The 23,848-nt window shown below is 69.4% G+C and carries 17 protein-coding genes, 1 tRNA gene and 2 riboswitches; of the genes, 12 read left to right on the top strand and 6 right to left on the bottom strand.

Annotated features, from left to right (window positions below; translation table 11 throughout):
• Nucleotides 1-102: 102 nt before the first annotated feature.
• Together DIE11_RS25575 and DIE11_RS25570 are read right to left on the bottom strand one after the other, a co-directional pair.
• Complete coding sequence (locus DIE11_RS25575) at nucleotides 103-1,968, bottom strand: tetratricopeptide repeat protein (protein ID WP_124627972.1); 1,866 nt, start codon at nucleotides 1,966-1,968, stop codon at nucleotides 103-105.
• A 526-nt stretch (nucleotides 1,969-2,494) separates the two neighbouring features.
• Nucleotides 2,495-2,570 (bottom strand) — tRNA-Arg (locus tag DIE11_RS25570).
• 252 nt (nucleotides 2,571-2,822) lie between these two features.
• Between DIE11_RS25570 and DIE11_RS25565 the strand changes: the two genes are divergently transcribed.
• Complete coding sequence (locus tag DIE11_RS25565) at nucleotides 2,823-3,722, top strand: cytochrome c5 family protein (protein ID WP_124627969.1); 900 nt, start codon at nucleotides 2,823-2,825, stop codon at nucleotides 3,720-3,722.
• Between the two features lie 90 nt (nucleotides 3,723-3,812).
• Here the strand turns inward: DIE11_RS25565 and DIE11_RS25560 are convergent, their stop codons facing one another.
• A complete protein-coding gene (locus tag DIE11_RS25560; RefSeq protein ID WP_059601965.1) occupies nucleotides 3,813-5,900 on the bottom strand; it encodes a UvrD-helicase domain-containing protein in 2,088 nt (695 codons plus the stop codon).
• Between the two features lie 392 nt (nucleotides 5,901-6,292).
• Between DIE11_RS25560 and DIE11_RS25555 the strand changes: the two genes are divergently transcribed.
• Both DIE11_RS25555 and DIE11_RS25550 read left to right on the top strand, forming a co-directional pair.
• On the top strand, nucleotides 6,293-7,732 hold the full coding sequence (locus tag DIE11_RS25555) for a glycosyltransferase family 2 protein (protein ID WP_124627967.1): 1,440 nt from the start codon (nucleotides 6,293-6,295) through the stop codon (nucleotides 7,730-7,732).
• Nucleotides 7,733-7,814: 82 nt separating this feature from the next.
• Nucleotides 7,815-8,609, top strand: coding sequence for an FkbM family methyltransferase (locus DIE11_RS25550; RefSeq protein WP_059601969.1), 795 nt, complete (start codon nucleotides 7,815-7,817; stop codon nucleotides 8,607-8,609).
• A 21-nt stretch (nucleotides 8,610-8,630) separates the two neighbouring features.
• Here the strand turns inward: DIE11_RS25550 and DIE11_RS25545 are convergent, their stop codons facing one another.
• Nucleotides 8,631-9,338: an SGNH/GDSL hydrolase family protein gene (locus DIE11_RS25545; RefSeq protein ID WP_124627965.1), complete on the bottom strand. Its 708-nt coding sequence runs from the start codon at nucleotides 9,336-9,338 to the stop codon at nucleotides 8,631-8,633.
• A gap of 243 nt (nucleotides 9,339-9,581) precedes the next feature.
• Here DIE11_RS25545 and DIE11_RS25540 point away from each other — a divergent pair, with 243 nt between their 5' ends.
• The 9 genes from DIE11_RS25540 to DIE11_RS25500 all read left to right on the top strand — a co-directional run bounded on the left by DIE11_RS25540 (nucleotide 9,582) and on the right by DIE11_RS25500 (nucleotide 21,943).
• On the top strand, nucleotides 9,582-10,634 hold the full coding sequence (locus DIE11_RS25540) for an oxidoreductase (protein ID WP_124627963.1): 1,053 nt from the start codon (nucleotides 9,582-9,584) through the stop codon (nucleotides 10,632-10,634).
• 206 nt (nucleotides 10,635-10,840) lie between these two features.
• On the top strand, nucleotides 10,841-11,209 hold the full coding sequence (locus DIE11_RS25535; RefSeq protein WP_059601974.1) for a hypothetical protein: 369 nt from the start codon (nucleotides 10,841-10,843) through the stop codon (nucleotides 11,207-11,209).
• A gap of 123 nt (nucleotides 11,210-11,332) precedes the next feature.
• A riboswitch (glycine riboswitch) is annotated at nucleotides 11,333-11,440 on the top strand.
• A 31-nt stretch (nucleotides 11,441-11,471) separates the two neighbouring features.
• Nucleotides 11,472-11,604, top strand: a riboswitch (glycine riboswitch).
• Nucleotides 11,605-11,688: 84 nt separating this feature from the next.
• A complete protein-coding gene (gene gcvT / locus DIE11_RS25530) occupies nucleotides 11,689-12,807 on the top strand; it encodes a glycine cleavage system aminomethyltransferase GcvT (protein WP_124627961.1) in 1,119 nt (372 codons plus the stop codon).
• 127 nt (nucleotides 12,808-12,934) lie between these two features.
• Complete coding sequence (gene gcvH, locus DIE11_RS25525) at nucleotides 12,935-13,315, top strand: glycine cleavage system protein GcvH (protein ID WP_057926424.1); 381 nt, start codon at nucleotides 12,935-12,937, stop codon at nucleotides 13,313-13,315.
• Between the two features lie 59 nt (nucleotides 13,316-13,374).
• The gene (gene gcvP / locus DIE11_RS25520) at nucleotides 13,375-16,302 is read left to right on the top strand and encodes an aminomethyl-transferring glycine dehydrogenase (RefSeq protein ID WP_124627959.1); all 2,928 of its coding nucleotides are present in this window, start codon (nucleotides 13,375-13,377) and stop codon (nucleotides 16,300-16,302) included.
• A 152-nt stretch (nucleotides 16,303-16,454) separates the two neighbouring features.
• Entirely contained in the window at nucleotides 16,455-17,591 is a 1,137-nt protein-coding gene (locus tag DIE11_RS25515; RefSeq protein ID WP_124627957.1) for an alginate lyase family protein, read from the top strand.
• 30 nt (nucleotides 17,592-17,621) lie between these two features.
• Entirely contained in the window at nucleotides 17,622-19,010 is a 1,389-nt protein-coding gene (locus DIE11_RS25510) for an L-serine ammonia-lyase (protein WP_124627956.1), read from the top strand.
• 138 nt (nucleotides 19,011-19,148) lie between these two features.
• A complete protein-coding gene (locus DIE11_RS25505; protein WP_124627954.1) occupies nucleotides 19,149-20,852 on the top strand; it encodes a thiamine pyrophosphate-binding protein in 1,704 nt (567 codons plus the stop codon).
• Nucleotides 20,849-21,943 carry an ADP-heptose--LPS heptosyltransferase gene (locus DIE11_RS25500; protein ID WP_124627952.1) on the top strand — a complete coding sequence of 365 codons (1,095 nt, stop codon included), beginning with the start codon at nucleotides 20,849-20,851 and terminating at the stop codon, nucleotides 21,941-21,943. Before DIE11_RS25505 ends, DIE11_RS25500 begins: the two co-directional genes overlap by 4 nt.
• Before the next feature lie 60 nt (nucleotides 21,944-22,003).
• Here the strand turns inward: DIE11_RS25500 and DIE11_RS25495 are convergent, their stop codons facing one another.
• Together DIE11_RS25495 and DIE11_RS25490 are read right to left on the bottom strand one after the other, a co-directional pair.
• A complete protein-coding gene (locus tag DIE11_RS25495) occupies nucleotides 22,004-23,038 on the bottom strand; it encodes a helix-turn-helix domain-containing protein (protein ID WP_124627950.1) in 1,035 nt (344 codons plus the stop codon).
• Between the two features lie 185 nt (nucleotides 23,039-23,223).
• The gene (locus DIE11_RS25490) at nucleotides 23,224-23,766 is read right to left on the bottom strand and encodes a hypothetical protein (RefSeq protein WP_124627948.1); all 543 of its coding nucleotides are present in this window, start codon (nucleotides 23,764-23,766) and stop codon (nucleotides 23,224-23,226) included.
• Nucleotides 23,767-23,848 lie beyond the last annotated feature (82 nt).

Below are 23,848 nucleotides of genomic sequence, written 5' to 3'. Positions count from 1 at the left end.
CGCCTTCGCGTCGCCCAGCCGGCCCGCCTGGTGATGCGCCAGTGCGGCGCCGAGAATGTCCGTGGTCTGTTGCATGTGGTCGCTTCGTCGTTCGCGCGCGGTTCAGTCGATGCGTGAGTCGTGCGGGCCGGCGACGTTGCCGGCCTGGCCCGCGCGACGGGCCCACATTCCGTGGAACGCCTCCTCGAGATGCCGCGCGAAGCGCGGCGCATTGCACAGCGGCGATGCGATCAACTGCATGCGCAGGCCGGTCCGCAGCAGGCGCAGTTGCGCCGGGTCGGTCGCGAAGGCCACGGCCTTCTCGACGTAGTCGTCTTCGTCGCGCGCGACCCAGTCGGCCAGGCCGACCGTCTGCAGCAGGCTTTCGCAGATGTGCGTGACGAACCGGTCGCCCCGGATGCCGAGCACGGGCACGCCCATCCACAACGCATCGGCGGTCGTCGTGCCGCCCGAATACGGAAACGGGCTCAGCATCATGTCGACGCGACGGTACGACGCCAGGTATTCCCCGCGCGGCGCATTCGGCTCGAGCAGCAGCCGCGACGGATCGATGCCGTGCTGCGCGAACCGCTCGCGCGTGCGGCGCACCGCATACGCGCCGGCCAGCTCGCTCGCCTTGAGCAGCAGCCGCGATCGCGGCACAGCCGCGAGCACCCGCGACCAGACGCGCACGACCGCGTCGCTCATCTTGCCGAGCTTGCCGAAATAACCGAACGTCACCGCGCCGCCGGCCAGTTGCGGCAGCGGGCCCGGCACGATCGCGTCGCGCGGCGGCGTGTAGCACAGATAGCTGTCGGGCAGGCGCCACGGACGCTCGACGAAATGCGCTTCCTCGTCGGCCGGCAGCACGTGGCGATCGCCCAGCACGTAATCGATCGCGTCCAGCCCGGTGGTCGCGACATAACCGATCCACGAAACCTGCACCGGCGCCGGCTTCCACGCGAACAGCGCGAGCCGGTTGAAGATCGTGTGGCCCGCCGCGTCGACCAGGATGTCGATCGCATCGTCGCGAATGCGCCGGGCCGCGGCCTCGTCGCTCAGCGCGGCGAGACTCGTCCAGCCCGCGAACAGCGGGCGCAGCCGCTGGGTCAGGTCGTCCTCGACATCGCGGGTCGGATACGCGACGAACACGACGCGCGTGCGATCGGTCGCGCGCAGCACGCTTTCGAGGAAATAGCCGACCGGGTGATGCTTCAGGTCGCCCGATACGACGCCGACCCGCAGCGGTCTCGCGCCGTCGGCCGTCGGCCACGACCGGTACGGCACCGCTCGCGCGGCGGCCTGCGCGCCGTAGCGCCGCGCGGCATCGAAATGAACGTGCGGTGCGGCGGCCGCGCTGTAATTCAACGCGAACAGCAGGTTGTCGTGCGGCTCGAGAAGATCCGGCCGCAACGCGATCGCGGCGCGGTAGCCTTCAAGCGCGGCCTCCAGTTCGCCCGCATCGAGCATCGCGTTCGCGAGATTGTTGTAGGCCTGCGCATGGTCGGGCCGCAGCCGGATCGCCGTGCCCAGCGCCTCCACCGCGCCTTCGCAATCCTTCAGCGTTCGCAACGCGTTGCCGAGGTTGTTGTACGCGTCCGCATCGTCCGGTTGCAGCGCGAGCGCCTGCCGGAAGCACTCGGCCGCCGCCGCGGGCCGGTTGTGCGCGGCCATCACGGTGCCCAGGTTGTAGTAATAGCGTGCCTGCGGATCGCGCCGGATCGCGTCCGCGATCGCCGCGACGGCCCCGTCGAAGTCCCCGCGGCGAAACGCGACCAGCCCGTGAACGTGCAGCGCCTCGGCCCGCTCGGGCTCGCGCTGCCGCACCTGCCGGCACAGATCCTCGGCAGCGTCGAGCCGGCCCGCGTCGTAATGTTCCAGCGCGCACGCCAGCAGCGCCTCGACCGGCGTGTCCGCGCCGGACAGTCCGTCGGACGGTTCACGTACGCCGCCGGACGGGTGTCCGCGTTCGAGGAGATTTTCGTTCATAGGCCGGGCTTCCGCTGGGTCCGCTGGGTGTGCTGGGTGTGCGATAGGCATGGATGACGAACCGGCCGCCCCGGGGCGACTGGCCCGAACGATGCCGGGACGGCGCTTTCGGCGCGCGACAGCCGGCGCCCCCGCCATCAGGCCGAGCGCGCCGGGTCGCATGAAAGGCGGGCGCGAACATGCCGGCGCGTCGGCGCCGACGGCAGGAAACTCGCGGATATTGTCGCGACGTTCGCTGTGTTTCGAAGGGACGATCAGTCGAGCAAAACACCCGCAATTCGTCGCATCGCGCGACGGGGCGGTGGCGAGACCCGGATCGGATCGTTTCAGCGCTCGGGCGCATTGCGCTGGCGGCCGCTGTGATCGACGGGCTGGGATTGAAGTTGCGAGGGGGCGCCTCGCATCACGGAGTTACGGCGAAACGGGCGGGAAAACCTCGCAGACTCGACCGCATGCGCGATGCGGTGCGACGCTTCAGCGAATTCGGAAAACGGATCGGGAATTCAGTGCCTGGAATCAGGCTGTTTGGCGCGCCCGGCTGGGATCGAACCAGCAACCCCTGCCTTCGGAGGGCAGTACTCTATCCATTGAGCTACGGGCGCATGTGACAGTGAAACGACCCCAATAAACCGGCCGCCCACCATTGGCAAGACGGCAAGGATACCCGGTTTCCCATGAAGCGTCCACCTTGCCTGCAGAATCCCCGTCAGGCCCCCATTCGTGCGGGTAAACACGCGCCTTCGCACCGCTCGCCGTGATGTAAACGTTCCGTCTATAATCGTCCGTGCTTCATTGGACTGCCATTTTGCCGTTGCACCGCGCTCACAATTCCTATTCACGGAGACGAGGCAAGCATGAGCGAAGCACCCCACGAATCTCCCGTCAAAACCCCCGGGCAGCTGATTGCCGTCGTCATCGCATCATTCGCGATTCCGATCGCCCTGATCGTCCTGTTTGCCACCTATGCCAACCATGCGTTCCGCTCGGGCGCCGGCACGGACGCGCTATCGGACGAACAGGTCGCCGCGCGGATCGCACCGCTCGCGAAAGTCGACGTGAAGGACGCCAACGCGCCCCGCACGTACAAGACCGGCGAGGAAGTCTACAAGGCCGTGTGCGTGACCTGTCACGGCACGGGCGCCGCCGGCGCGCCGAAGTTCGGCAACAAGGATGACTGGGCGCCGCGCATCTCGCAGGGCTTCGACACGCTGCTGAAGACGGCGCTGTCGGGCAAGGGCGCGATGCCGCCGCGTGGCGGCACGAATCCCGACGACGTCAGCGACTATGAAATCGCGCGCGCGATCGTCTACATGGCGAACAACGACGGCGCGAACTTCCCCGAGCCGGCTGCCCCGGCCGCCAATGCAGCGCCGACGGCGAGCGGCGCGGCGGGTGCGGCAGGCGCGTCGGGCGCGGATGCGTCGAACGCGCAGGCCGCGGCAGCAATGGCCGCGATCGCCGCGATTCCGAAGGCCGGCGAAAAGCCCGCGGCTGCGCCGACCAGCGCCGACGCCGCATCGGCCGGCAAGGCGCTGTACACGCAGGTCTGCCAGGCATGCCATGCGGCCGGCGTGCTCGGCGCGCCGAAGTTCGGCAGCAAGGAAGACTGGGCGCCGCGCCTGAAGGACTCGATGGATACCGTCTACAACTACGCGCTGCACGGCAAGGGCGCGATGCCGCCGAAGGGCGGGTCGAGCGCGTCCGACGCCGACGTGAAGGCGGCCGTCGACTACATGGTCAACGCGTCGAAGTAACGTCTGCCGGCCAGAAAAAACCCCCGCGGCGCACGCGCATCGCGGGGGTTTTCCTTTGTCGGGACGGCAGCGCCGGCCGCCTCTCGCACGTCACTTCTGCAACAGCGCCTTCAGGCTCGCGAGCCGGTCCTTCGGTGTCATCGGGGCTTCCTCCGGCGTCGGCGGCGGCGCTTCGTCGAGGCCCATCTCGGGGATGAAGCGCGACGGCTCGCACACGACCGTCTCGCGCGCCCGCTTGCGCTTCTTGCACCAGTTCAGATGCAGGCTGCGCTGCGCGCGCGTGATCGCGACGTACATCAGCCGGCGCTCTTCCTCGATCCGCTCGTTGTCGATGGGGCCGTCGTCCTCGCTGCCGCCGCGATGCGGCATGATCCCCTCCTCGACGCCGACCAGGAACACGTGCGGATACTCGAGCCCCTTCGACGCATGGACGGTCGACAGCCGCACCGCGTCCGGATCCTCGTCCTTGCCTTCGAGCATCGACATCAGCGCGACGGTCTGGATCAGGCCGAGCAGGTTCTTGCCGGTGTCCGCCAGCCCGTCGGCGTTGTGGAACCCGTCCGCCTCGCCGTCGACGGCTTCCGTCTCGGGCTTGGTGCCCTTGCGCTTCAGCCATTCGAGGAATTCGAGCACGTTCTGCCACTTCGACTGCGCCTGCCGCTCGTCGAACGCGTCGTACAGATAGGCCTCGTAGTGGATGGCCTCCATCATGTCGTCGAGCACGACGGTCGCGGGCTCCTTGTCCGCGCGATCGGTCAGGCGCTGGATGAAGTCGCAGAACATCCTGAGCGGCTCGACCTGGCGCGCGGACAGCCGCGCCTCGATCCCGCCCATGTACACGGCCTCGAACAGCGACACCTTCGCCTGGCCCGCAAACGAGCCGAGCGCTTCCAGCGTCGTGTTGCCGATCCCGCGGCGCGGCGTCGTGACCGCGCGGATGAACGCGGGATCGTCGTCGGCGTTCGCGATCAGGCGCAGGTACGCGCACAGGTCCTTGATCTCGGCCTTGTCGAAGAACGACTGGCCGCCCGACAGCACGTACGGGATCCGCTCACGCCGCAGCACCTGCTCGAAGATGCGCGCCTGGAAGTTGCCGCGATACAGGATCGCGTAGTCGCGGAACTGCGTGCGCCGCTCGAACTTGTGCGCGGACAGCCGGAACACGACCGATTCGGCTTCGTGTTCCTCGTCGTTGCACGGCGTGACGGTGATCGAGTCGCCCATCCCGTGCTCGGACCACAGCTTCTTCTCGAACAGCTTCGGGTTGTTCGCGATCACGTTGTTCGCGGCGGTCAGGATGCGCACCGTCGACCGGTAGTTCTGCTCGAGCTTGATCACGTGCAGCTTCGGGAAATCCTTGCCGAGCTGCGCGAGGTTCTCGAGCGTCGCGCCACGCCAGCCGTAGATCGCCTGGTCGTCGTCGCCCACCGCCGTGAACGCGGCGCGCGGGCCGGCGAGCAGCTTGAGCAGCTCGTACTGGCACGCGTTGGTGTCCTGGTATTCGTCGATCAGCAGGTAGCGCAGCTTGTTCTGCCAGCGGTCGCGCACCTGCTCGTTCTTCGCGAACAGCTCGGCGGGCAGGCGGATCAGGTCGTCGAAGTCGACCGCCTGATACGCGTGCAGCGTCGCGACGTAGTTGCGGTAGACCAGCGCGGCCTGGTGCTCGTCCTCGTTGGCCGCGATCGCCATCGCTTCATCGGGCATGATCAGGCCGTTCTTCCACAGCGAGATCGTGCTCTGGATCTTGCGGATCAGGCCCTTGTCGGTGGTGCCGATCTGCTCCTGGATCATCCCGAAGCAGTCGTCCGAATCCATGATCGAGAACTGCGGCTTCAGGCCGACGTGCTCGGCCTCCTGGCGCAGGATCTGCACGCCGAGCGAGTGGAACGTGCACACGGTGAGCTGGTTGACGGGCACCTTGCGGCCTTCCTTGCCGGGCGTGGTGAGCGTCTTGCCCTCCAGCAGCTTCGACACGCGCTCGCGCATCTCGGCCGCGGCCTTGTTCGTGAACGTGACGGCCGCGATGTGGCGCGGCTCGAAACCTTTCGCTTCGATCAGGTGCGCGATCTTCTGCGTGATCACGCGGGTCTTGCCGCTGCCCGCGCCGGCGAGCACGAGGCAGGGACCGTCGAGGTAGCGCACCGCTTCGTTCTGAGCGGGGTTGAGGCCTGCGGACATGATGACGGATGATGTTGCGGTTGACGGCGGAACGCCGGGAGGATGCCGCGCGCGGCAGGCCTGGAATGCAGGCGGACACGCGGGGCAGGACGCGCATGTTAACACGTCGGCGGCGGCCGGCGGATGACGATACCGCCGGGTGGCGACGCGCGACACCGGCGGGCTTCGCGCCCCTTTTTCTGCGCCCTTTTCCTGCCCCCTTTCCCCGCGCGCTTTCCGCGCGCTGCCCGCGCCGGTGGACGCGCCGGTGGACGCGCGCCGAACATCCGAACAGGCAGCAAATCTCCCCTCTGTTTGATCCATGACCGCGCGGCCCCCGGCGGCAAGATACGCGAAACGTCGGCGAGTACGCGCCGCCGCCCCTTCATTCGCCGTCATCGACTTCCGCCGCCATGAATGACACCGTCATCGCCGCCCCCGTTTCCGAGGCCGAGCTGGCCCACGCAGCCGCGCTTCACGCCGCCGGCTCGCTTCAGGACGCGGAGCAGGCCTACCGCCAGATCCTGCAAGCGCATCCCGAACATGCCGATTCTCACCTCCGCCTCGCGACGGTGCTCGAACAGCTCGACCGGCGCGACGCCGCGCTGCGGCACTTCCGGGCCGCGGTGGCGACCGAGCCGTCGCAGCGGCGCTACTGGATCGCGTGCATCGACGCGCTGACGCGCGACAACCAGATGGATGCGGCGCGCGCGCTGGTCGCGCAGGCCCGCACGCACGGCATCGACGCGTTGTCGCTCGAACTCGCGGCAGCCGATGCGCCGTCGGCCTCCGCCGACGAGCTGGCGGCCGTCCTCTCCGAATTCATGAATACGCTCGCGGCGCTGCTCGACAAGCGGCAATTCGCGCAGGCCGAAGGCATCGCGACCCAGCTGACCGAATGGATGCCCGACATCGGGCTCGGCTGGCGGGCGCTGGCCGTCACGCTGGTTCAGCAGGAGCGTCACGCGGAGGCACTCGCGCCGATGCGCAAGGCCGCCGCGCTGATGCCCGACGACGCCGACACGCGGCAGGACCTCGCCGACCTCGAGGCGCATGTGATGCAATCCGCGCCGGCGCCGCAGCCCGTCGCGATGCCCCTGGTGCCGAACGCGACGCTCTGCACGACGCTGCCGGGCAGCCGTCAGTTCCGGCATTTCGCGGGCGGCCTGGTCGCCACGGTGCCGGTGCTGATCCCGACCTTCAACAATCCGACCTATACGCGCCGGATGGTGGCCCAGCTGAAGGCGCGCGGCCTGCGCAACATCGTGATCGTCGACAACGCGTCGAGCGCGCCGGACATGCTCGCGTTCCTGGAAAGCGTGCAGGACGACGTGACCGTCGTGCGCCTCGATCGCAACGCGGGCCCGCGCGACCTGTTCCTGTCGGACGCGAACTACGCGCGCCTGCCGGAGCTCTTCTGCGTCACCGATCCGGACCTCGAACTGAACGACGCGCTGCCGCCCGAATTTCTGTTCGAACTGATCGATGCGACCGAAGCGTTCCAGACCGGCAAGGCCGGCTTCGCGCTCGACATCTCGCAACCCGAGCTGATGAAGGAAACGACGCTCTTCTGCGGCGACCGCCAATACACGACGCTCGAATGGGAGGCGAACTTCTGGCGCCACCAGATCGGCAGCACGGCGGGCGGCGACCCGATCTACAACGCGCCGATCGATACCACGTTCGCCGTCTACAACAAGCGCTACTTCCGCCGCGAATCGCATCTCTGCGGCGTCCGGTTCGCGGGCCGCTACACCTGCAAGCACGTGCCCTGGTACAAGGAGACCGGCCTGACGGACGCGGAGGAACAGTACTACCGCGAACACCAGAAGTGGTCGAACTACCTGGCCTGACACGCGGCGGCCGGCACCGGCGCATCGCAGCGCCATGCACGCACGCCGCCCTCTTCGCCCGACAACCCTGACACCTCGCGCCATGCTACCCAGAGTCAACCTCGTCAAGACCGACAACGCCGATTACCTGCTGTTCGCAACCCGGGACGCGATTTCGGCGAACCTCTATTACAACGGCTCGTGGGACGCATCGCTGCTGACCATCAGCCAGATGTTCTACGCGAACGAGGAGGCGCCGCTGGTCCTCGACATCGGCGCGAACCTCGGCGCGTACGCGGTGCCGGTCGCCAAGAGCATCGCCGCGCAGGGCGGCATGGTCTACGCGTTCGAGCCGCAGCGCATCGTCTATTACCAGCTGTGCGGCAACGTGTTTCTGAACCGGCTCGAGAACGTGCACGCGTTCAACGTCGCGATCGGCAACCAGGACGGCATCATCCCGCTGCCAGCGATCGACTATTCGCGCTCGATCAACATCGGCGGCTTCTCCCTCGACGAGCAGTTCAACCTGCGTCGCAACTCGGTCGAGACCGTCGCGAGCCAGCAGCCGAGCGACGTGCCGATCGCCCGGCTCGACACCCTCAACTTCCCGAAGTCGCCGGCGCTGATCAAGATCGACGTCGAAGGGCTCGAACTCGACGTGCTGAAAGGCGGCACGGCTTTCCTCGAACGGCACGGCTTTCCGCCGCTGCTGCTCGAGGCCTGGAACCTCGAATGGTTCTCGGAAAAGCGCGCCGCGCTGCTCGACTACCTGAAGACGCTCGGCTACACGTGGTTCGCGATGGGCGACGAACTCGTCGCGCAGCATCCGTCGTTCGCGCGGCAGGTCAGCTTCGAGACGGGCGCCGACGGCGTGATCCGGATGAACCGCACCCGCTGACGGTTCGCACCCGGCGCAACGTTACGCGCGCAGGCGCTGCCTGAGCGCGTCGGCGGCCTGTGCGGCCCAGGCGGCGCACGCGGCCGCGCCGGGATGAAAGCCGTCCGCCGCCATCAGGTGCGGCTCGAGCGGCAGCGCGACGCGCAGGAACGTACAACGCGATTGCGTCGCGGCCCACTCGGCGAGCGTCGCGTTGAGCCGCTTCGCGCGCAGGCCGAGATACCACGCAAGGGGCTGCGGCAGCGCCGGAAAGCGCTCGATCGGCGGCACCGCCGACAGGATCACGTGCGCGACCCCGAATCGCACGGCGAGCAGATCGACGAGCGCCGCCTGCGCGGCGCGCCAGCGCGCCGGCGACACGCCGCCCGTCACGTCGTTCACGCCGAGCGACGTCACTGCCACATCGAACGGCTGCGCCGGCTCGGCGGCAAGCCAGTCGACGAGTTCCTCGGCGGTCAGTCCCGTGCGCGCCAGCAATTTCCAGCTCACGCGGTGCGATGCCGCAAGCGCGCGGGCGAGCTGCCCCGACAGCGCGTCGCGCTGCGACGCGACACCGACGCCCGCGGCAGCCGAATCGCCCAGCACCAGCACGCGCAGCGGCGGCCCGTCGCCGGCCGTGCCGTCGCGCGGGCCGGCCGCCTCGGCGAGCCGCGGCGTGACGCGGCGGACACGACGCCCCTGCATCAGCAGCAACGGGACCAGGGCGGCGGTGGCGAGCGGATATCCCATGGTTTCGATCCGGTAACGGGGCAAGCAGGCGACGCGGGACACGCGCCGGAACAGCCCCCATTGTGTCGGATTCGCGCGCTGGCGGGCGCGATCCGGCCATTCGGCCGAGGTCGTGCGCACGCGCAGCGGTTCCTTGTCCGTTCGGCCAACGCCCGCTCGCGCGCGTGCCGCCGTGCCACAATAGCCGTCCGCGCGGCCGGTGGCCGCAGCGCTTTGCCCTTCGTACGCAGCCAAGGATTTGCCATGTCGTCATTGCTCAGGATTGGTTTGATGGGTTTCGGTTTCGCCGGCGCGACGTTCCACGCGCCCGTGATTGCCACGAGCGGCCGCACCGAGATCGCCGCGATCGCGACGGGGCAGCCCGATCGCGCGCGCGCCGCATACCCGGGCGCACGCATCGTCCCCGATCTCGACACGCTGCTCGGCCTCGACGACATCGACTGCGTGGTGATCGCCACGCCGAACGACACGCACTTCACGCTCGCCCGCCAGGTGCTCGAAGCCGGCCGCCACGTCGTCGTCGACAAGCCCGTCACGCTCACGGCCGACGAAGCGCTCGCGCTCGCGCGGCTCGCGAACGCGCGCAGCCGCCTGTTCGCGCCGTTCCACAACCGCCGCTGGGACGGCGACTTCCTCACCGTGCGGCGCATCGTCGAATCCCGTGAACTCGGCCGGCTCACGTATTTCGCGTCGCACTTCGACCGCTTCCGGCCGACCCCGCGCACACGCTGGCGCGAGGAGCCCGCACGCGGCGGCGGCCTGCTGCTCGACCTCGGCCCGCACCTGATCGACCAGGCGCTCGCGCTGTTCGGGCTGCCGGAAACGGTCAGCGCCACGGTCAAGACGCGCCGCGACAACGGCACGGCGCCCGATTTCGTGCACCTGCTGCTCGGCTATCCGGACAAGGACGTCGCACTGCACGCGAGCGCGCTGTCGGCGATCGAGCCCGCGCGCTTCACGCTGCACGGCACGCGCGGCAGCTACCAGAAGTTCGGGCTCGACACGCAGGAAGATCAGTTGAAGGCAGGCCTCACGCCGGACCACGTCGAGTTCGGCGGCGGCAACCCGCCCGGCGTGCTGCGCGTGCTCGACGGCGAAGTCGAGGTCGAGCGGCCGGTGCCCACGCTCGACGGCCAGTACGCGGAGTTCTACCGCGCGCTCGCCGCGTCGGTCCACGACGGCGCGCCGTTCCCGATCACGCCGCAGGACGCCGTCGACGTGATGACGATCATCGAGCTCGCCGCGCAAAGCGAGCACGAAGGCCGCCGGGTGCCGTTCGTGCGCCGCATCGTCTAACCGCCGGCCGGGTCGGCACCGTCCCGGCCTCGGCCGCTACCCCGCGCCGCGCCGTGCCGTCCCCGGCAGCGGCCACGCGTCAGCCGCCGCGACGGCACGGTCCCGAACATTCCGTTACAAATGGTGCGGGAACGAAAGTCATCGGTCGCCCAGTCTGATGCGTTTCTCAAAAAGTCGATCCGACACCAAACCGTCAGGAGAATGTGATGCAACGGTTGATTCGCGCAGCGGCATGCTGCGTCCTGGTTTCCTCGCTCGCGGCCTGTATCGTGCAGCCGCAGCGGCCGGCCCGACAGGCGCCTCCGCCCCCGCCGCGGCCAAATCCGCAGGTCGTCGCGAACGATCGCCTGCTGGAGGTCCAGGGCCGGATCGACAACCTGCACCGCCGGATCGACTCACGCGTCAACGGCGGCTACTATCCCCCGCCGTACGGCGCGCAGCTGCACCACCGGCTCGACGTGATCCGCCAGGAAGCGAACGACATGTCGGCGCAGCACAACGGCGGCCTATCCGGCGACGAGCAGCGCGTGCTGAACCAGGAACTCGACACGGCCGCGCGCGCGATCGGCGAGTAATACCGGCCCTGCCGGGACCGGCCGGTGCCGGCAAACGCGGCGGCGCCCCTCGCGCCGCCGCTTGTCGCGAAGCGACATTCTTTTGCTCAAATTGACAATGCCCACCCGCTCGCGTACAGTCGCCCGCACGCGTCGGGAGAGCGTGTGACCGCGTAGCAACTCGCAACGCCGGTCGCGCCGCCGAAGGGGCACACCCGCAAACTCTCAGGCAAAAGGACCGACCGCGTCGGGGAATCCCGTCCGCGCTTCGCGCGGGCCGCACTCCCCGCACTCTGGAGAGCGGCAGTAGCCCGCTGCGCGATTGCAGCGCGGGCAGGCTGCCCACCGAAGGGGCGCGCGTTCGCCGGCTTTGCCCGCGGCGCAATCTCTCAGGTATCGAGGACAGAGGGGCATGTATCGCATCGCTCGCAGGCCCAAGGCCGCGGCGGTCGGCACATGGCCGTTCTGACCCGCGCGCAAGCGCCTTGCCTGAGGCCTCGATGACTGCACTGAATCAAACCCCGCTCAACGCCGCGCACCGCGCGCTCAATGCCCGCATGGTCGACTTCGGCGGCTGGGACATGCCCGTCAACTACGGCTCGCAGATCGAAGAACACGAAGCCGTGCGCACCGACGCCGGCATGTTCGACGTATCGCACATGTGCGTCGTCGATTTCACCGGCAGCCGCGTGCGCGCGTTCTTCGAACACGCGATCGCGAACAACGTCGGCAAGCTCAAGACCCCCGGCAAGGCGCTCTACTCGTGCCTGCTCAATCCGCAGGGCGGCGTCGTCGACGACCTGATCGTCTATTACTTCACCGAAGACTTCTTCCGCGTCGTCGTCAACGCCGGCACGGCCGAGAAGGACATCGCGTGGTTCAACCAGCTCAACGAACAAGGCGGCTACGGCCTGACCATCGCGCCGCGCCGCGATTTCGCGATCGTCGCCGTGCAGGGCCCGAACGCCCGTGAAAAGGTCTGGACGACGGTGCCCGCCGCGCGTGCCGCGACCAGCGAACTGAAGCCGTTCAACGCCGCGCAGGTCGCCGGCACGCCGTTCGGCGATCTCACCGTCGCGCGCACCGGCTACACCGGCGAAGACGGCTTCGAAGTGATCGTCCCGGCCGTGCACGTCGAAGCGCTGTGGGCCGCGCTGCAGCAAAACGGCGTGCGCCCCTGCGGGCTCGGCGCGCGCGACACGCTGCGCCTCGAGGCCGGCATGAACCTGTATGGCCAGGACATGGACGACACCGTGTCCCCGCTCGACGCGGGCCTCGCATGGACGGTCGACCTGTCGGCGCCGCGCGAGTTCGTCGGCCGCGCCGCGCTCGAGCGCGACGGCTCGCGCGCTGCGTTCGTCGGCCTGATCCTGCAGAAGGAAAACGGCAAGGCGGGCGGCGTGCTGCGCGCGCACCAGAAGGTCGTCACGCCGCACGGCGAAGGCGAGATCACGAGCGGCACGTTCTCGCCGTCGATGCAGGAATCGATCGCGTTCGCGCGCGTGCCGGCGGCCGTCCAGGTCGGCGACACCGTTCATGTGCAGATTCGAGACAAGCAACTTCCCGCGCGCGTGGTAAAACTGCCGTTCGTGCGCAACGGCAAGGTCCTCGCTGCGTAACGACCGAGAGGCGACCGGGAGGCCGCCTCCCGGGGAAGCCGGGAAATGGCGCCCGGCGCAACCACACCCGGCGCGCCCCGGCGGCGCGCCAGCATAACGAACACACCCTTTTATCCAGGAGCATCCGATGAGCAACGTCCCGGCCGATCTGAAGTACACCGACGAACACGAGTGGATCCGCACCGAAGCCGACGGCACGCTGACGGTCGGCATCACCGATCACGCGCAGAGCACGCTCGGCGACATCGTCTTCCTCGAACTGCCGCAAGTCGGCAAGTCGGTGAACGCGGGCGACGCCGTCGGCGTCGTCGAATCGGTGAAGGCGGCATCCGACATCTACTCGCCGGTGTCCGGCGAAGTCGTCGCCATCAACGAAGAAGCCGCCGACTCGCCGGAAGAAGTGAACAGCGACGCATACGGCACGTGGCTCTTCAAGATCAAGCTCGCGGCCGGCGCCTCGACCGACAAGCTGATCGACGCTGACGCCTACAGCAAGCTGATCGACTAATTTTCCCTACCCGAACCGCGCGGCCGGCCAGCCGGGCCGCGCGGGACCAGAGTCACGCCATGAAGCTCGAACACCCGGACCGCCTGATGAACCGCACGCCCCTCTCGCTCGCCGCGCTCGAAACGCACGACGCGTTCGCCGAACGCCACATCGGCCCCGATGCCGCCAGCCAGCAGGCCATGCTCGACACGCTCGGCTTCGCGTCGCGCGCCGCCCTGATCGACGCCGTGATCCCGGCCTCGATCCGCCGCGCCGAAACGCTGCCGCTCGGCCCGTTCGCGCAACCGAAGAGCGAGGCCGAAGCCCTCGCCGCGCTGCGCGCCCTCGCGGACAAGAACCAGGTGTTCCGCTCGTATATCGGCCAGGGCTATTACGACTCGCACACGCCGGCCGTGATCCTGCGCAACGTGCTCGAAAACCCGGCGTGGTACACGGCCTACACGCCGTACCAGCCCGAAATTTCCCAGGGTCGCCTCGAGGCGCTCCTGAACTTCCAGCAGATGGTCGCCGACCTCACGGGCCTCGCGATCTCGAACGCGTCGCTGCTCGACGAAGCAACGGCCGCGGCCGAAGCGATGACGCTGCTGCAGCGCACCGGCAAGCCGGCGTCGAACGTGTTCTACGTCGCCGACGACGTGCTGCCGCAGACGCTCGAGGTGATCCGCACGCGCGCGCTGCCGATCGGCATCGAGGTCAAGACGGGCCCGGCGGCCGACGCCGCGCAGGCCAACGCGTTCGGCGTGCTGCTCCAGTACCCGGGCGTCAACGGCGACGTGCGCGACTACCGCGCGCTCACCGAAGCGATCCACGCGGCGGGCGGCCATGTCGTCGTCGCGGCCGACCTGCTCGCACTGACCGTGCTGACGCCGCCGGGCGAATGGGGCGCGGACGTCGCGGTCGGCAACACGCAGCGCTTCGGCGTGCCGATGGGCTTCGGCGGCCCGCACGCCGCCTACATGGCCGTGCGTGACGAATTCAAGCGCCAGATGCCGGGCCGCCTCGTCGGCGTGACCGTCGACGCGCAGGGCAAGCCCGCGCTGCGTCTCGCGCTGCAGACCCGCGAACAGCACATCCGCCGCGAGAAGGCGACGTCGAACGTGTGTACCGCGCAGGCGCTGCTCGCGATCATGGCGAGCATGTACGCGGTCTACCACGGCCCGCACGGCCTGAAGACGATCGCGCTGCGCGTGAACCGCATCGCGGCGCTCGTCGCCGCCGGCGTGAAGCAGCTCGGCTTCGCGACCGTCAACGACACGTTCTTCGACACGCTGACGATCGACACCGGCGCGCGCACCGCGCAGGTTCACGAATTCGCGAAGGCCAAGCGCATCAACCTGCGCCGCGTGAGCGACACGCAAGTCGGCGTGTCGGTCGATGAAACGACGACCCGCGACGACCTCGCCGATCTCCTCGCCGTGTTCGCGCAGGCCGCGGGCGGCACCGCGCCGACCGTCGACGCGCTGGACGCGAGCCTCGCCAGCGTCGCCGCGCTGCCGGCCGGCCTCGAGCGCACGAGTGCGTACCTGACGCACCACGTGTTCAACCGCCACCATTCCGAAACCGAAATGCTGCGCTACCTGCGCAGCCTGTCGGACAAGGATCTCGCGCTCGACCGCTCGATGATCCCGCTCGGCTCGTGCACGATGAAGCTGAACGCGACGTCGGAAATGCTGCCGGTCACGTGGCCCGAATTCGGCCGGATCCACCCGTTCGCGCCGGCCGAGCAGACCGTCGGCTACCGCGAGATGATCGACCAGCTCGAGCAGATGCTGGTCGCGGCCACCGGCTACGCGGCCGTGTCGCTGCAACCGAATGCCGGCTCGCAGGGCGAGTACGCGGGCCTGCTGATCATCCACGCGTACCACGCTTCGCGCGGCGAAGCGCATCGCGACGTGTGCCTGATCCCGGCATCCGCGCACGGTACGAACCCGGCGTCCGCGCACATGGCCGGCATGAAGGTGGTGGTCGTCGCCTGCGACGCGCAGGGCAACGTCGACATCGCCGACCTGAAGGCGAAGGCCGAGCAGCACGCGAACGACCTCGCGGCGATCATGATCACGTATCCGTCGACCCACGGCGTGTTCGAGCAGAACGTCCGCGAGATCTGCGAGATCGTGCACGCGCACGGCGGCCAGGTGTACGTCGACGGCGCGAACATGAACGCGATGGTCGGCCTGACCGCGCCGGGCCAGTTCGGCGGCGACGTGTCGCACCTGAACCTGCACAAGACCTTCTGCATCCCGCACGGCGGCGGCGGCCCGGGCGTCGGCCCGGTCGCGGTCGGCGCGCACCTCGCGAAGTTCCTGCCGAACCAGCGCTCGACCGGCTACGCGCGCGCGGAAGACGGCATCGGCGCGGTGTCGGCCGCACCGTACGGCTCGGCGTCGATCCTGCCGATCTCGTGGATGTACATCGCGATGATGGGCGCGAAGAACCTGACCGCCGCCACCGAAACCGCGATCCTCAACGCGAACTACATCGCGAAGCGCCTCGCGCCGCACTACCCGGTGCTGTATTCGGGCCCGGGCGGGCTGGTCGCGCACGAGTGCATTCTCGACCTGCGTCCGCTCAAGGAAACCAGCGGCATCAGCGTCGACGACGTCGCGAAGCGCCTGATGGACTACGGCTTCCACGCACCGACGATGAGCTTCCCGGTGCCGGGCACGCTGATGGTCGAGCCGACGGAATCGGAATCGCAGGAAGAACTCGACCGTTTCATCGCCGCGATGATCGCGATCCGCGATGAAATCCGTGCGGTCGAGGAAGGCCGCGCCGATCGCGAGGACAACCCGCTGCGTCACGCGCCGCACACGGCAGCTGTCGTCACCGCGAACGAATGGCCGCACGCGTACTCGCGCGAGCAGGCCGCGTACCCGGTCGCATCGCTCGGCACGAACAAGTACTGGCCGCCGGTCGGCCGTGCGGACAACGCCTACGGCGACCGCAACCTGTTCTGCTCGTGCGTGCCGATGTCGGAATACGCATAACGCCCGTCGCGCACCGGAGTCCGGCCGTGACCACACCGCACGCAACCTCCGGTTGCGTGCGGTTTTTGCGTTCGCCGCCAGCCCGATCGATTCACGCTTGCCCCCCAATCCGGCTAACATCACACGCGATCCAGCCAATCAAGGAGTTCCGCATGGTGCGTCCGATGTTTCCGGGCCATGGTGCAGCGCACGAGCGGCCGCGCACGCGCCGCTTCGTGCCGCTGCTCGTCGCGTCGCTGTCGTTTGCCGTCGCCGGCCTTGGCACGCCGGGCAGCGCACGCGCGGCGATGAATTTCTGCGCGGCGCCCGCGTTGCAGGCGAGCGAGACGACGCAGGCCGAGCCGGGCGTGCAGGCGCTGATCCGCAGCGTCGACGCGCGTATCGGCGAGCAGCCGAAGGCGTTGGCGCGCGTGCACACCGAAGGCACGCTGCCGCACGAAGGCATCTACGACCAGAGCGCCGACGCGCTGAAGGACATGGAGCTGATGCGCGACGCCGCGCTCGCGTGGCGCGTGACCAATGCGCCGCGTTACCTGCAGCTCGTCGACCGCTTCCTGTCCGCGTGGGTCGCGACCTACCAGCCGAGCTTCAACCCGATCGACGAGACGCGCTTCGACAGCCTGATCGTCGCGTACGACATGACGGCGAGCGCGCTGCCGGTGAAGACCCGCAACGCGACGGCGGCGTTCATCGCGAAGCTCGGCGCCGGTTACGTCGCGCAGATCGACGCGCAGAAGCGCCCGCTCACCGGCACCTGGCGCAACAACTGGCAAAGCCACCGGATCAAGCTGATTGCGCTGTCCGCGTTCACGCTCGGCGACCGCAAGATGATGAACGCCGCGCAGCGGCTGTTCGTCGAGCATCTCGCCGACAACATCGGCCCGGACGGCAAGACCTGGGATTTCGAGGAGCGCGACGCGCTGCACTACGCGGTGTACGACCTGCAGCCGCTGGTGACGGCCGCGCTCGCCGCGCGCCGCTTCAACCGCAACTGGCTGCGCGAGCGCGGCGCGAACGGCGCGACGCTCGCGGCCGCGCTCGACTGGCTCGTGCCGTACGCGCTCGGCGAGAAGACGCACGAGGAATTCGTGAATTCGCCGGTGCCGTTCGACGCGAAGCGCCGCGAAGCCGGCTTGCCGGGCTACACGGGGCAGTGGGACCCGAAAAACGCCACTGAACTCTTTCATCTGGCCGCGCGGCTCGACGGGCGTTATGCCCGCGTCGCGCGGCAGCTCTCCCCCATGCCGCCCGCATGGCTCGCCGCGTGCCTGCCATTGCAGGCGCGTTAGCACTATTCTCAAAGCAAGGCAGGAATCGAAATGGCAGTCAGCGTGTTTGACCTCTTCAAGATCGGCATCGGCCCGTCCAGTTCGCATACGGTCGGACCGATGCGCGCGGCGCTGATGTTCGTCCAGGGCCTCGAGCGCGACGGGCTGCTCGACGCGACGGCCCACGTGAAGGTCGAGCTGTACGGCTCGCTCGGCGCCACCGGCAAGGGCCACGGCACCGATCGCGGCGTGATGCTCGGGCTGCTCGGCGACGCGCCCGATACCGTCGATCCCGACACGATCGACGCGCGTCTGGAGGACGTCCGCACGTCGAAGAAGCTCGCGCTGCTCGGCACGCATCCGGTGCCGTTCGTGCTGAAGGAGAACATCGCGTTCTACCGCCAGGCGCTGCCCGAGCACCCGAACGGCATGAAGCTGCGCGCGTCCGACGCGAACGGTGAGGTGCTGGTCGAGCGCACGTACCTGTCGGTCGGCGGCGGCTTCGTCGTGACGGCCGGCGCGCCGAACACGAAGGTGCTGAGCGCGGCCGAGCAGATGACGCATCCGTTCCGCACCGGCGCCGAGCTGCTCGCGCTGACCGAGTCGACCGGCAAGTCGATCGCGCAGCTGATGTGGGAAAACGAGCGCGCGTGGCACACCGAGGAAGAGACGCGCGACGGGCTGCTGAAGATCTGGGCCGTGATGCAGTCGTGCGTGTCGCGCGGCTGCGGGATCGGCAACCCCGACGCCGACGGCAACCTGCCCGGCCCTTTCCAGGTCAAGCGCCGCGCGCCGCAGCTGTACCGCACGCTGACGGGCAGCCCGGAGCGCGCGCTGCAGGATCCGCTGTCGATGATCGACTGGATCAACCTGTATGCGATCGCCGTCAACGAGGAAAACGCGGCCGGCGGCCGCGTCGTCACCGCGCCGACCAACGGCGCGGCCGGCATCATCCCGGCCGTGCTGCACTACTACACGCGCTTCACGCCGGGTGCGAACGAACAGGGCGTGATCGACTTCCTGCTGACCGCCGCCGCGATCGGCATTCTGTACAAACTCAACGCGTCGATTTCGGGTGCGGAAGTGGGTTGCCAGGGCGAAGTGGGCGTCGCCTGCTCGATGGCGGCCGGCGCGCTCGCGGCCGTGCTCGGCGGCTCGCCGCGCCAGGTCGAGAACGCGGCCGAGATCGGGATGGAGCACAACCTCGGCCTCACCTGCGACCCGGTCGGCGGGATGGTACAGATCCCGTGCATCGAGCGCAACGCGATGGCATCGGTGAAGGCCGTCAACGCGGCACGCATGGCGCTGCGCGGCGACGGCTCGCACTACGTGTCGCTCGACTCGGTGATCAAGACGATGCGCGAGACCGGCGCCGACATGAAGACGAAGTACAAGGAAACGTCGCGCGGCGGGCTGGCGGTGAATATCGTCGAATGCTGATGCGGTGACGGCGGGCGGGCGCACGCGCCGAGGCACGCCGCCGCCCCGCTCGTTCCGATACTTTTCACCGGCCGGCGTACCGGCGCCCCGCCGACAGGCGTAAGCTGTACCTCCCGCTACCCAGGGAGACGGCAGCCCATGTCGCATTCCAAGGATCTCGAGCCGCGCGCCACCACCGGCGCGCGACTGCTCGTCGATGCGTTGCTCGCCAATCACGTCGAACGCGTGTTCTGCGTGCCGGGCGAGAGCTTCCTCGCCGTACTAGATGCGCTGGCGGACGACACCGCGCGCATCCAGACGGTCGTCTGCCGCCACGAGGCGGCCGCCGCGAACATGGCGGAGGCGGTCGGCAAGCTGACCGGCCATCCCGGCATCGCGTTCGTCACGCGCGGTCCCGGCGCGACCCACGCGTCGATCGGCGTGCATACCGCGTTCCAGGATTCGACGCCGATGATCCTGTTCGTCGGCCAATGCGCGCGCGAGCACCTCGACCGCGAAGCCTTCCAGGAAATCGACTACCGCCGGATGTTCGGCCAGATGGCGAAATGGGTCGCCCAGATCGACGACCCGCGCCGCATTCCCGAATACCTGAGCCATGCGTTCCACGTCGCCATGTCGGGCCGTCCGGGCCCGGTCGTGCTCGCGCTGCCCGAGGACGTGCTGTCCGAAGCCTGCGCGCCGCAGCCCGTCGTGCCGGCCGCGAAGCGCATCGCCGCCGCGCCGTCGGCCGCGCAGGTCGACGAGCTGCGCGAACGGCTTGCGCGCGCCGAACGGCCATTCGCGATCGTCGGCGGCAGCGGCTGGACGCCCGACGCATGCGCGAACCTGCGCACCTTCGTCGAGCGGTGGCAACTGCCGGTCGCATGCGCGTTCCGCTACCAGGACACGATCGACAACGCGCACCCGAACTACGCGGGCGACGTCGGGCTCGGGATCAACCCGGCGCTCGCGAAGCGCATCCGCGACGCCGACCTGCTGCTCGTGATCGGGCCGCGCCTCGGCGAAGCAACGACCGGCGGCTACACGCTGCTCGACATCCCGAAGACGCGCCAGACGCTGATCCACGTGCACCAGGGCGCGGACGAGCTCGGCCGCGTGTATGCGGCCGACCTGCCGATCGTGTCGGGCATGCCTGAGATCGCGGCGCCGCTCGCCGCGCTCGAACCGCCGGCGCAGCCCGCGTGGGCCGGCACGGCCGCCGACTCGCACCGCGCATACCGCGAATGGCATGCCCCGCTGCCGATGCCCGGCGACGTCCAGCTCGGCGACGTGATGGTGCAGCTGCGCGAGCGCCTGCCGCACGACGCGATCCTGACTAACGGCGCCGGCAATTACGCGATCTGGCTGCATCGCCACTTCGCGTACCGGCACTTCCGCTCGCAGCTCGCGCCGACCAGCGGCGCGATGGGCTACGGGCTGCCCGCCGCGCTCGCCGCGAAGTCGCTGTATCCGTCGCGAACCGTCGTCGCGCTCGCCGGCGACGGCTGCTTCATGATGGCCGGCAACGAACTCGCGACCGCGATGCAGTATGGACTGAACATCATCGCAATCGTCGTCAACAACGGGCATTTCGGCACGATCCGCATGCATCAGGAGCGCAACTATCCTGGGCGCGTGCATGGCACCGGGCTCACGAATCCCGATTTCGCCGCGTATGCGCGCGCGTTCGGCGCGCATGGCGAGACGGTCGAGCACACCGCCGACTTCGCGCCGGCACTGGAGCGCGCACTGACCTGCGGGCTGCCGGCGCTGATCGAGATCCGCATCCCGCAGGACGCCAGCACGCCGGCCGCGACGCTCGAGCAGATCCGCGAACAGGGCCGCCGCGCGCGCGGCGCATGACCGTGGAACTGCGCACCACACCGGCCGGCCTCGCGCTGTCGCGCGACGACGCGCTCGCCCACCCCGGCACGCTGCTCGCGCCGGACGGCACGCTCGTCGCGCCGTACGACCTCGAGCACGGCGGCGGCCCCACGGAGGGCCATGTGCCGGCCGCGCCGGCGCTCGGCCTGCTGCACGCCGCCCACCAGCCGTTCCGGCTCGACTACGACCGCATGACGGACGTGTACGTGATCAACGGAATGGGCGTCACGCTCGGCGACTCGGTGATCGGGCTGACCGCGCTCGCCGCGCTGCGCGCGATGCATCCCGGCCTGCGCTTCACGCTGTTCCGGCCGGCCCGCGCGCCGCGCTACGTCGACGCGCTGTATGCGCTCGCGGCTGACGTCGTCGCGCCGTCGCATGCGCTGCCGTGCGCCGCCGATGCACTGCCCGCGCACGCGCCGTGCGTCGATCTCGGCAATCACCTGTACTGGCCCGCGTTCGCGCGGCAGCCGATGATCGACTTCTTCCTTGACGCGCTCGGCGCGGATCCGGCCACGGTGCCGGCCGCCGCGAAGCGCAACCGCTGGCTCGCGCGGCTGCGGCTGCCCGCGCTGCCGGCCGAATGGCGGCGGCCATACGTGCTGTTCTGCCCGACCGCGAGCACCGCGGTGCGCAGCGTGCCGCCCGCGCTGCACGCGACGTTCGTCGAGCGACTCGCGCAGCGTTACGGGCTGCCGGTGGTCGGCTTCGGCCCGGTCGCGCATCCCGCCTACGTCGACGTGAGCCGCTACGCGGCCGATACCGCGCACTTCATTGCCTGGGTCGAGGGTGCGAGCATGCTGTTCGCGCCCGATACGTCCGCGCTGCATCTCGCCGACGGCTTCGACGTGCCGACGCTCGCCTGTTTCACGACGATCGGGCCGGCGCTGCGGGTGCGCGACTATCCGCACTGCGTGCCGGTCGCGCTCGACGTGCCGGACGAATTGCACGGGCTGCATCGCAGCGAGCGACCGGGCGATCTCGCGGCGGTCGAAGCCGCTTACCGGGCGATCGACTGGGATGCCGTGCCGTGGCCTGCACCGCGCGACGCGGCGACTAAGTCCGGATAGAAAAACGAAGATCACCCGAAAGATCGGGCGTGCAGCGGCAGTCACGCACCGCCGCGCGGCTCATCCGGCCGCCACCGTCACCGCCCGCTCGCGCAGCGTCTCCGACGGCCGTTTGCCGAACAGCCGCCGGTAGTCGGTCGCGAACTGGCTCAGGTGCCAGAAGCCCCACGCCTCCGCGACGTCCTGCACCGAGCCGGCCGCCCGCCCGCACAGATCACGCCGCGCGCCGTTCAGCCGCAGCGTCCGCAGGTAGGTCGCGGGCGCCATGCCGAGCACGTCCTGGAAGCAGTACTGCAGCGTGCGCCGGCTCACGTGCAGTTGCTCGCACAGCTCGGGCACGCCGACCGGGCGCGTGCGGTGCGCGAGCACGTACTCGCGCGCCTGCTCGACGATCCAGCGCCGTGTCGACGGTGCGCCGCCGGCGCCATCGTCCGCCGGTTGCGCGCACGCATCGAACAGCGCGGCCAGCACTTCGGCCTGCAGGTCGTCGCGCTGCGCGTCGGGCAGCGGCCCGCCCACGGCCGCCGCGCCGTCGAGCCGGCGGCCGAGCAGCGCGCACAGGCGCGCGAGCCGCGTATCGCCAACCTGGATCACGTGCTGCGTGAACAGCCGCTCGTCGAGCGCGCGGTGTTCGACTTCCTCCGCGTAGCGGCGCAGCACGTCGCCGCGCACGACCACGCCGTAGATCGAGAACTGCGCGGGCGTCAGCAATTCGAATTCGACGTTGCCAGGCCGGAACGCGAGCGCACCGGGCCCGATGCGGCACGCATCGACGCGCGCGGTGCCGTCGCTGACCAGCGGGATGCCGAACCAGTACGCGTCGCCGCGCACCTCGCATGCCTGGCGCAGCAGGTGGCTGGTCGATTCGCGAAACAGCTTCATCGTGTCGAGCGGCAGCTCGGTCAGCGTGCCGACGAAGCGGCCGGCCGCGAGCTGGTCGTAAGTCTGCCGCCAGCCGATCAGGTTGCGCGCCTGCTCGTCCGCGTCGTGCGCGACGCTGACCACGGCCTGGCCGGCGAGCGCGTCGTCACCCTGCGCGCTGCACCGCGTGTCCTCGGCCGTCGGCTCGGCCATGCACTCCAATCGTTGACCCATCGTGTTCTCCTCACCTGCCCGGAACCGCGTCCAACACGCAAGTCCCGTGCCGAACCGCGCGGCCCGGCGACAAGCCCGTCATTGCACGCCGTGCGGCCGCCGCGCGCCATGAGGGCGCACCCGGAGGCGGCATGCCACGCACCGTGCGGGTGCGGCTTGCGCGCCGCGGGCAGCCCGGCGACGCGCTACGCGCCCGGCCGCAACCGCACGACCCGCGTGCCGCAATTGCCGTACGCCTGCGCGACCGCCAGCTCGATGATCGGGCTGCCGGCCGGCCAGGGTGCGGCATCCGCTGCCGGCAGATCGGCACGCAACGTCGCGCGGCCGTTGATCCGATAACGGATGCCGCGCACGAAATCGATGAACAACAGCCCGATGCCGCCACCGTCGCACGCGAGCGCATCGATCCGGCCGCCGTCGCCGTGCGTCGGCAGCGCGAAGCGCAGCGTCTTCGTGTCGATCACGCGCACGGCCGGCCACAGGTCGCCGTTCGCGTCGCGCATGCCCTGCACGATGTCGCAGGTCACGCGCGCCAGGTCGCCGCGCGTCGTGCCGACGAACATGAACGGCTGCGATTCGACGAACTGGCGCACGCCGATGCTCAGCCGCGTCGTGATGACGTCGCTCATGCGCTCGGCTTCGTCGGCGACGCCGAACCGGTGCTGCGCGTCGAGCTCGCCCGCGTGAAACACGGGGTGACGCGGCCGGGATCGAGGCAGATCTGCCATGCTGGTTTCCGTCGGGGCCATCGGTGCGCGATGCGGGCGCGACCGCGCGACAACCGATGCGGTTGCCGAGGCGGGCCGCCGG

The sequence above is a fragment of the Burkholderia sp. Bp9012 genome (assembly GCF_003853825.1).
GTDB lineage: Bacteria > Pseudomonadota > Gammaproteobacteria > Burkholderiales > Burkholderiaceae > Burkholderia > Burkholderia diffusa.
This window is presented reverse-complemented; position numbering and strand designations above follow the sequence as displayed.

What these genes read in the sequence shown, in the direction of transcription:
- DIE11_RS25560 (WP_059601965.1), bottom strand. Translation starts at nt 5,900, where the DNA reads ATGTCCGCAGGCCTCAACCCCGCTCAGAACGAAGCGGTGCGCTACCTC.
- DIE11_RS25510 (WP_124627956.1), top strand. Translation starts at nt 17,622, where the DNA reads ATGGCAGTCAGCGTGTTTGACCTCTTCAAGATCGGCATCGGCCCGTCC.
- DIE11_RS25550 (WP_059601969.1), top strand. Translation starts at nt 7,815, where the DNA reads ATGCTACCCAGAGTCAACCTCGTCAAGACCGACAACGCCGATTACCTG.
- DIE11_RS25505 (WP_124627954.1), top strand. Translation starts at nt 19,149, where the DNA reads ATGTCGCATTCCAAGGATCTCGAGCCGCGCGCCACCACCGGCGCGCGA.
- DIE11_RS25515 (WP_124627957.1), top strand. Translation starts at nt 16,455, where the DNA reads ATGGTGCGTCCGATGTTTCCGGGCCATGGTGCAGCGCACGAGCGGCCG.
- DIE11_RS25555 (WP_124627967.1), top strand. Translation starts at nt 6,293, where the DNA reads ATGAATGACACCGTCATCGCCGCCCCCGTTTCCGAGGCCGAGCTGGCC.
- DIE11_RS25535 (WP_059601974.1), top strand. Translation starts at nt 10,841, where the DNA reads ATGCAACGGTTGATTCGCGCAGCGGCATGCTGCGTCCTGGTTTCCTCG.
- DIE11_RS25540 (WP_124627963.1), top strand. Translation starts at nt 9,582, where the DNA reads ATGTCGTCATTGCTCAGGATTGGTTTGATGGGTTTCGGTTTCGCCGGC.
- gcvT (WP_124627961.1), top strand. Translation starts at nt 11,689, where the DNA reads ATGACTGCACTGAATCAAACCCCGCTCAACGCCGCGCACCGCGCGCTC.
- DIE11_RS25545 (WP_124627965.1), bottom strand. Translation starts at nt 9,338, where the DNA reads ATGGGATATCCGCTCGCCACCGCCGCCCTGGTCCCGTTGCTGCTGATG.
- DIE11_RS25500 (WP_124627952.1), top strand. Translation starts at nt 20,849, where the DNA reads ATGACCGTGGAACTGCGCACCACACCGGCCGGCCTCGCGCTGTCGCGC.
- DIE11_RS25490 (WP_124627948.1), bottom strand. Translation starts at nt 23,766, where the DNA reads ATGGCAGATCTGCCTCGATCCCGGCCGCGTCACCCCGTGTTTCACGCG.
- DIE11_RS25575 (WP_124627972.1), bottom strand. Translation starts at nt 1,968, where the DNA reads ATGAACGAAAATCTCCTCGAACGCGGACACCCGTCCGGCGGCGTACGT.
- gcvP (WP_124627959.1), top strand. Translation starts at nt 13,375, where the DNA reads ATGAAGCTCGAACACCCGGACCGCCTGATGAACCGCACGCCCCTCTCG.
- DIE11_RS25495 (WP_124627950.1), bottom strand. Translation starts at nt 23,038, where the DNA reads ATGGGTCAACGATTGGAGTGCATGGCCGAGCCGACGGCCGAGGACACG.
- DIE11_RS25565 (WP_124627969.1), top strand. Translation starts at nt 2,823, where the DNA reads ATGAGCGAAGCACCCCACGAATCTCCCGTCAAAACCCCCGGGCAGCTG.
- gcvH (WP_057926424.1), top strand. Translation starts at nt 12,935, where the DNA reads ATGAGCAACGTCCCGGCCGATCTGAAGTACACCGACGAACACGAGTGG.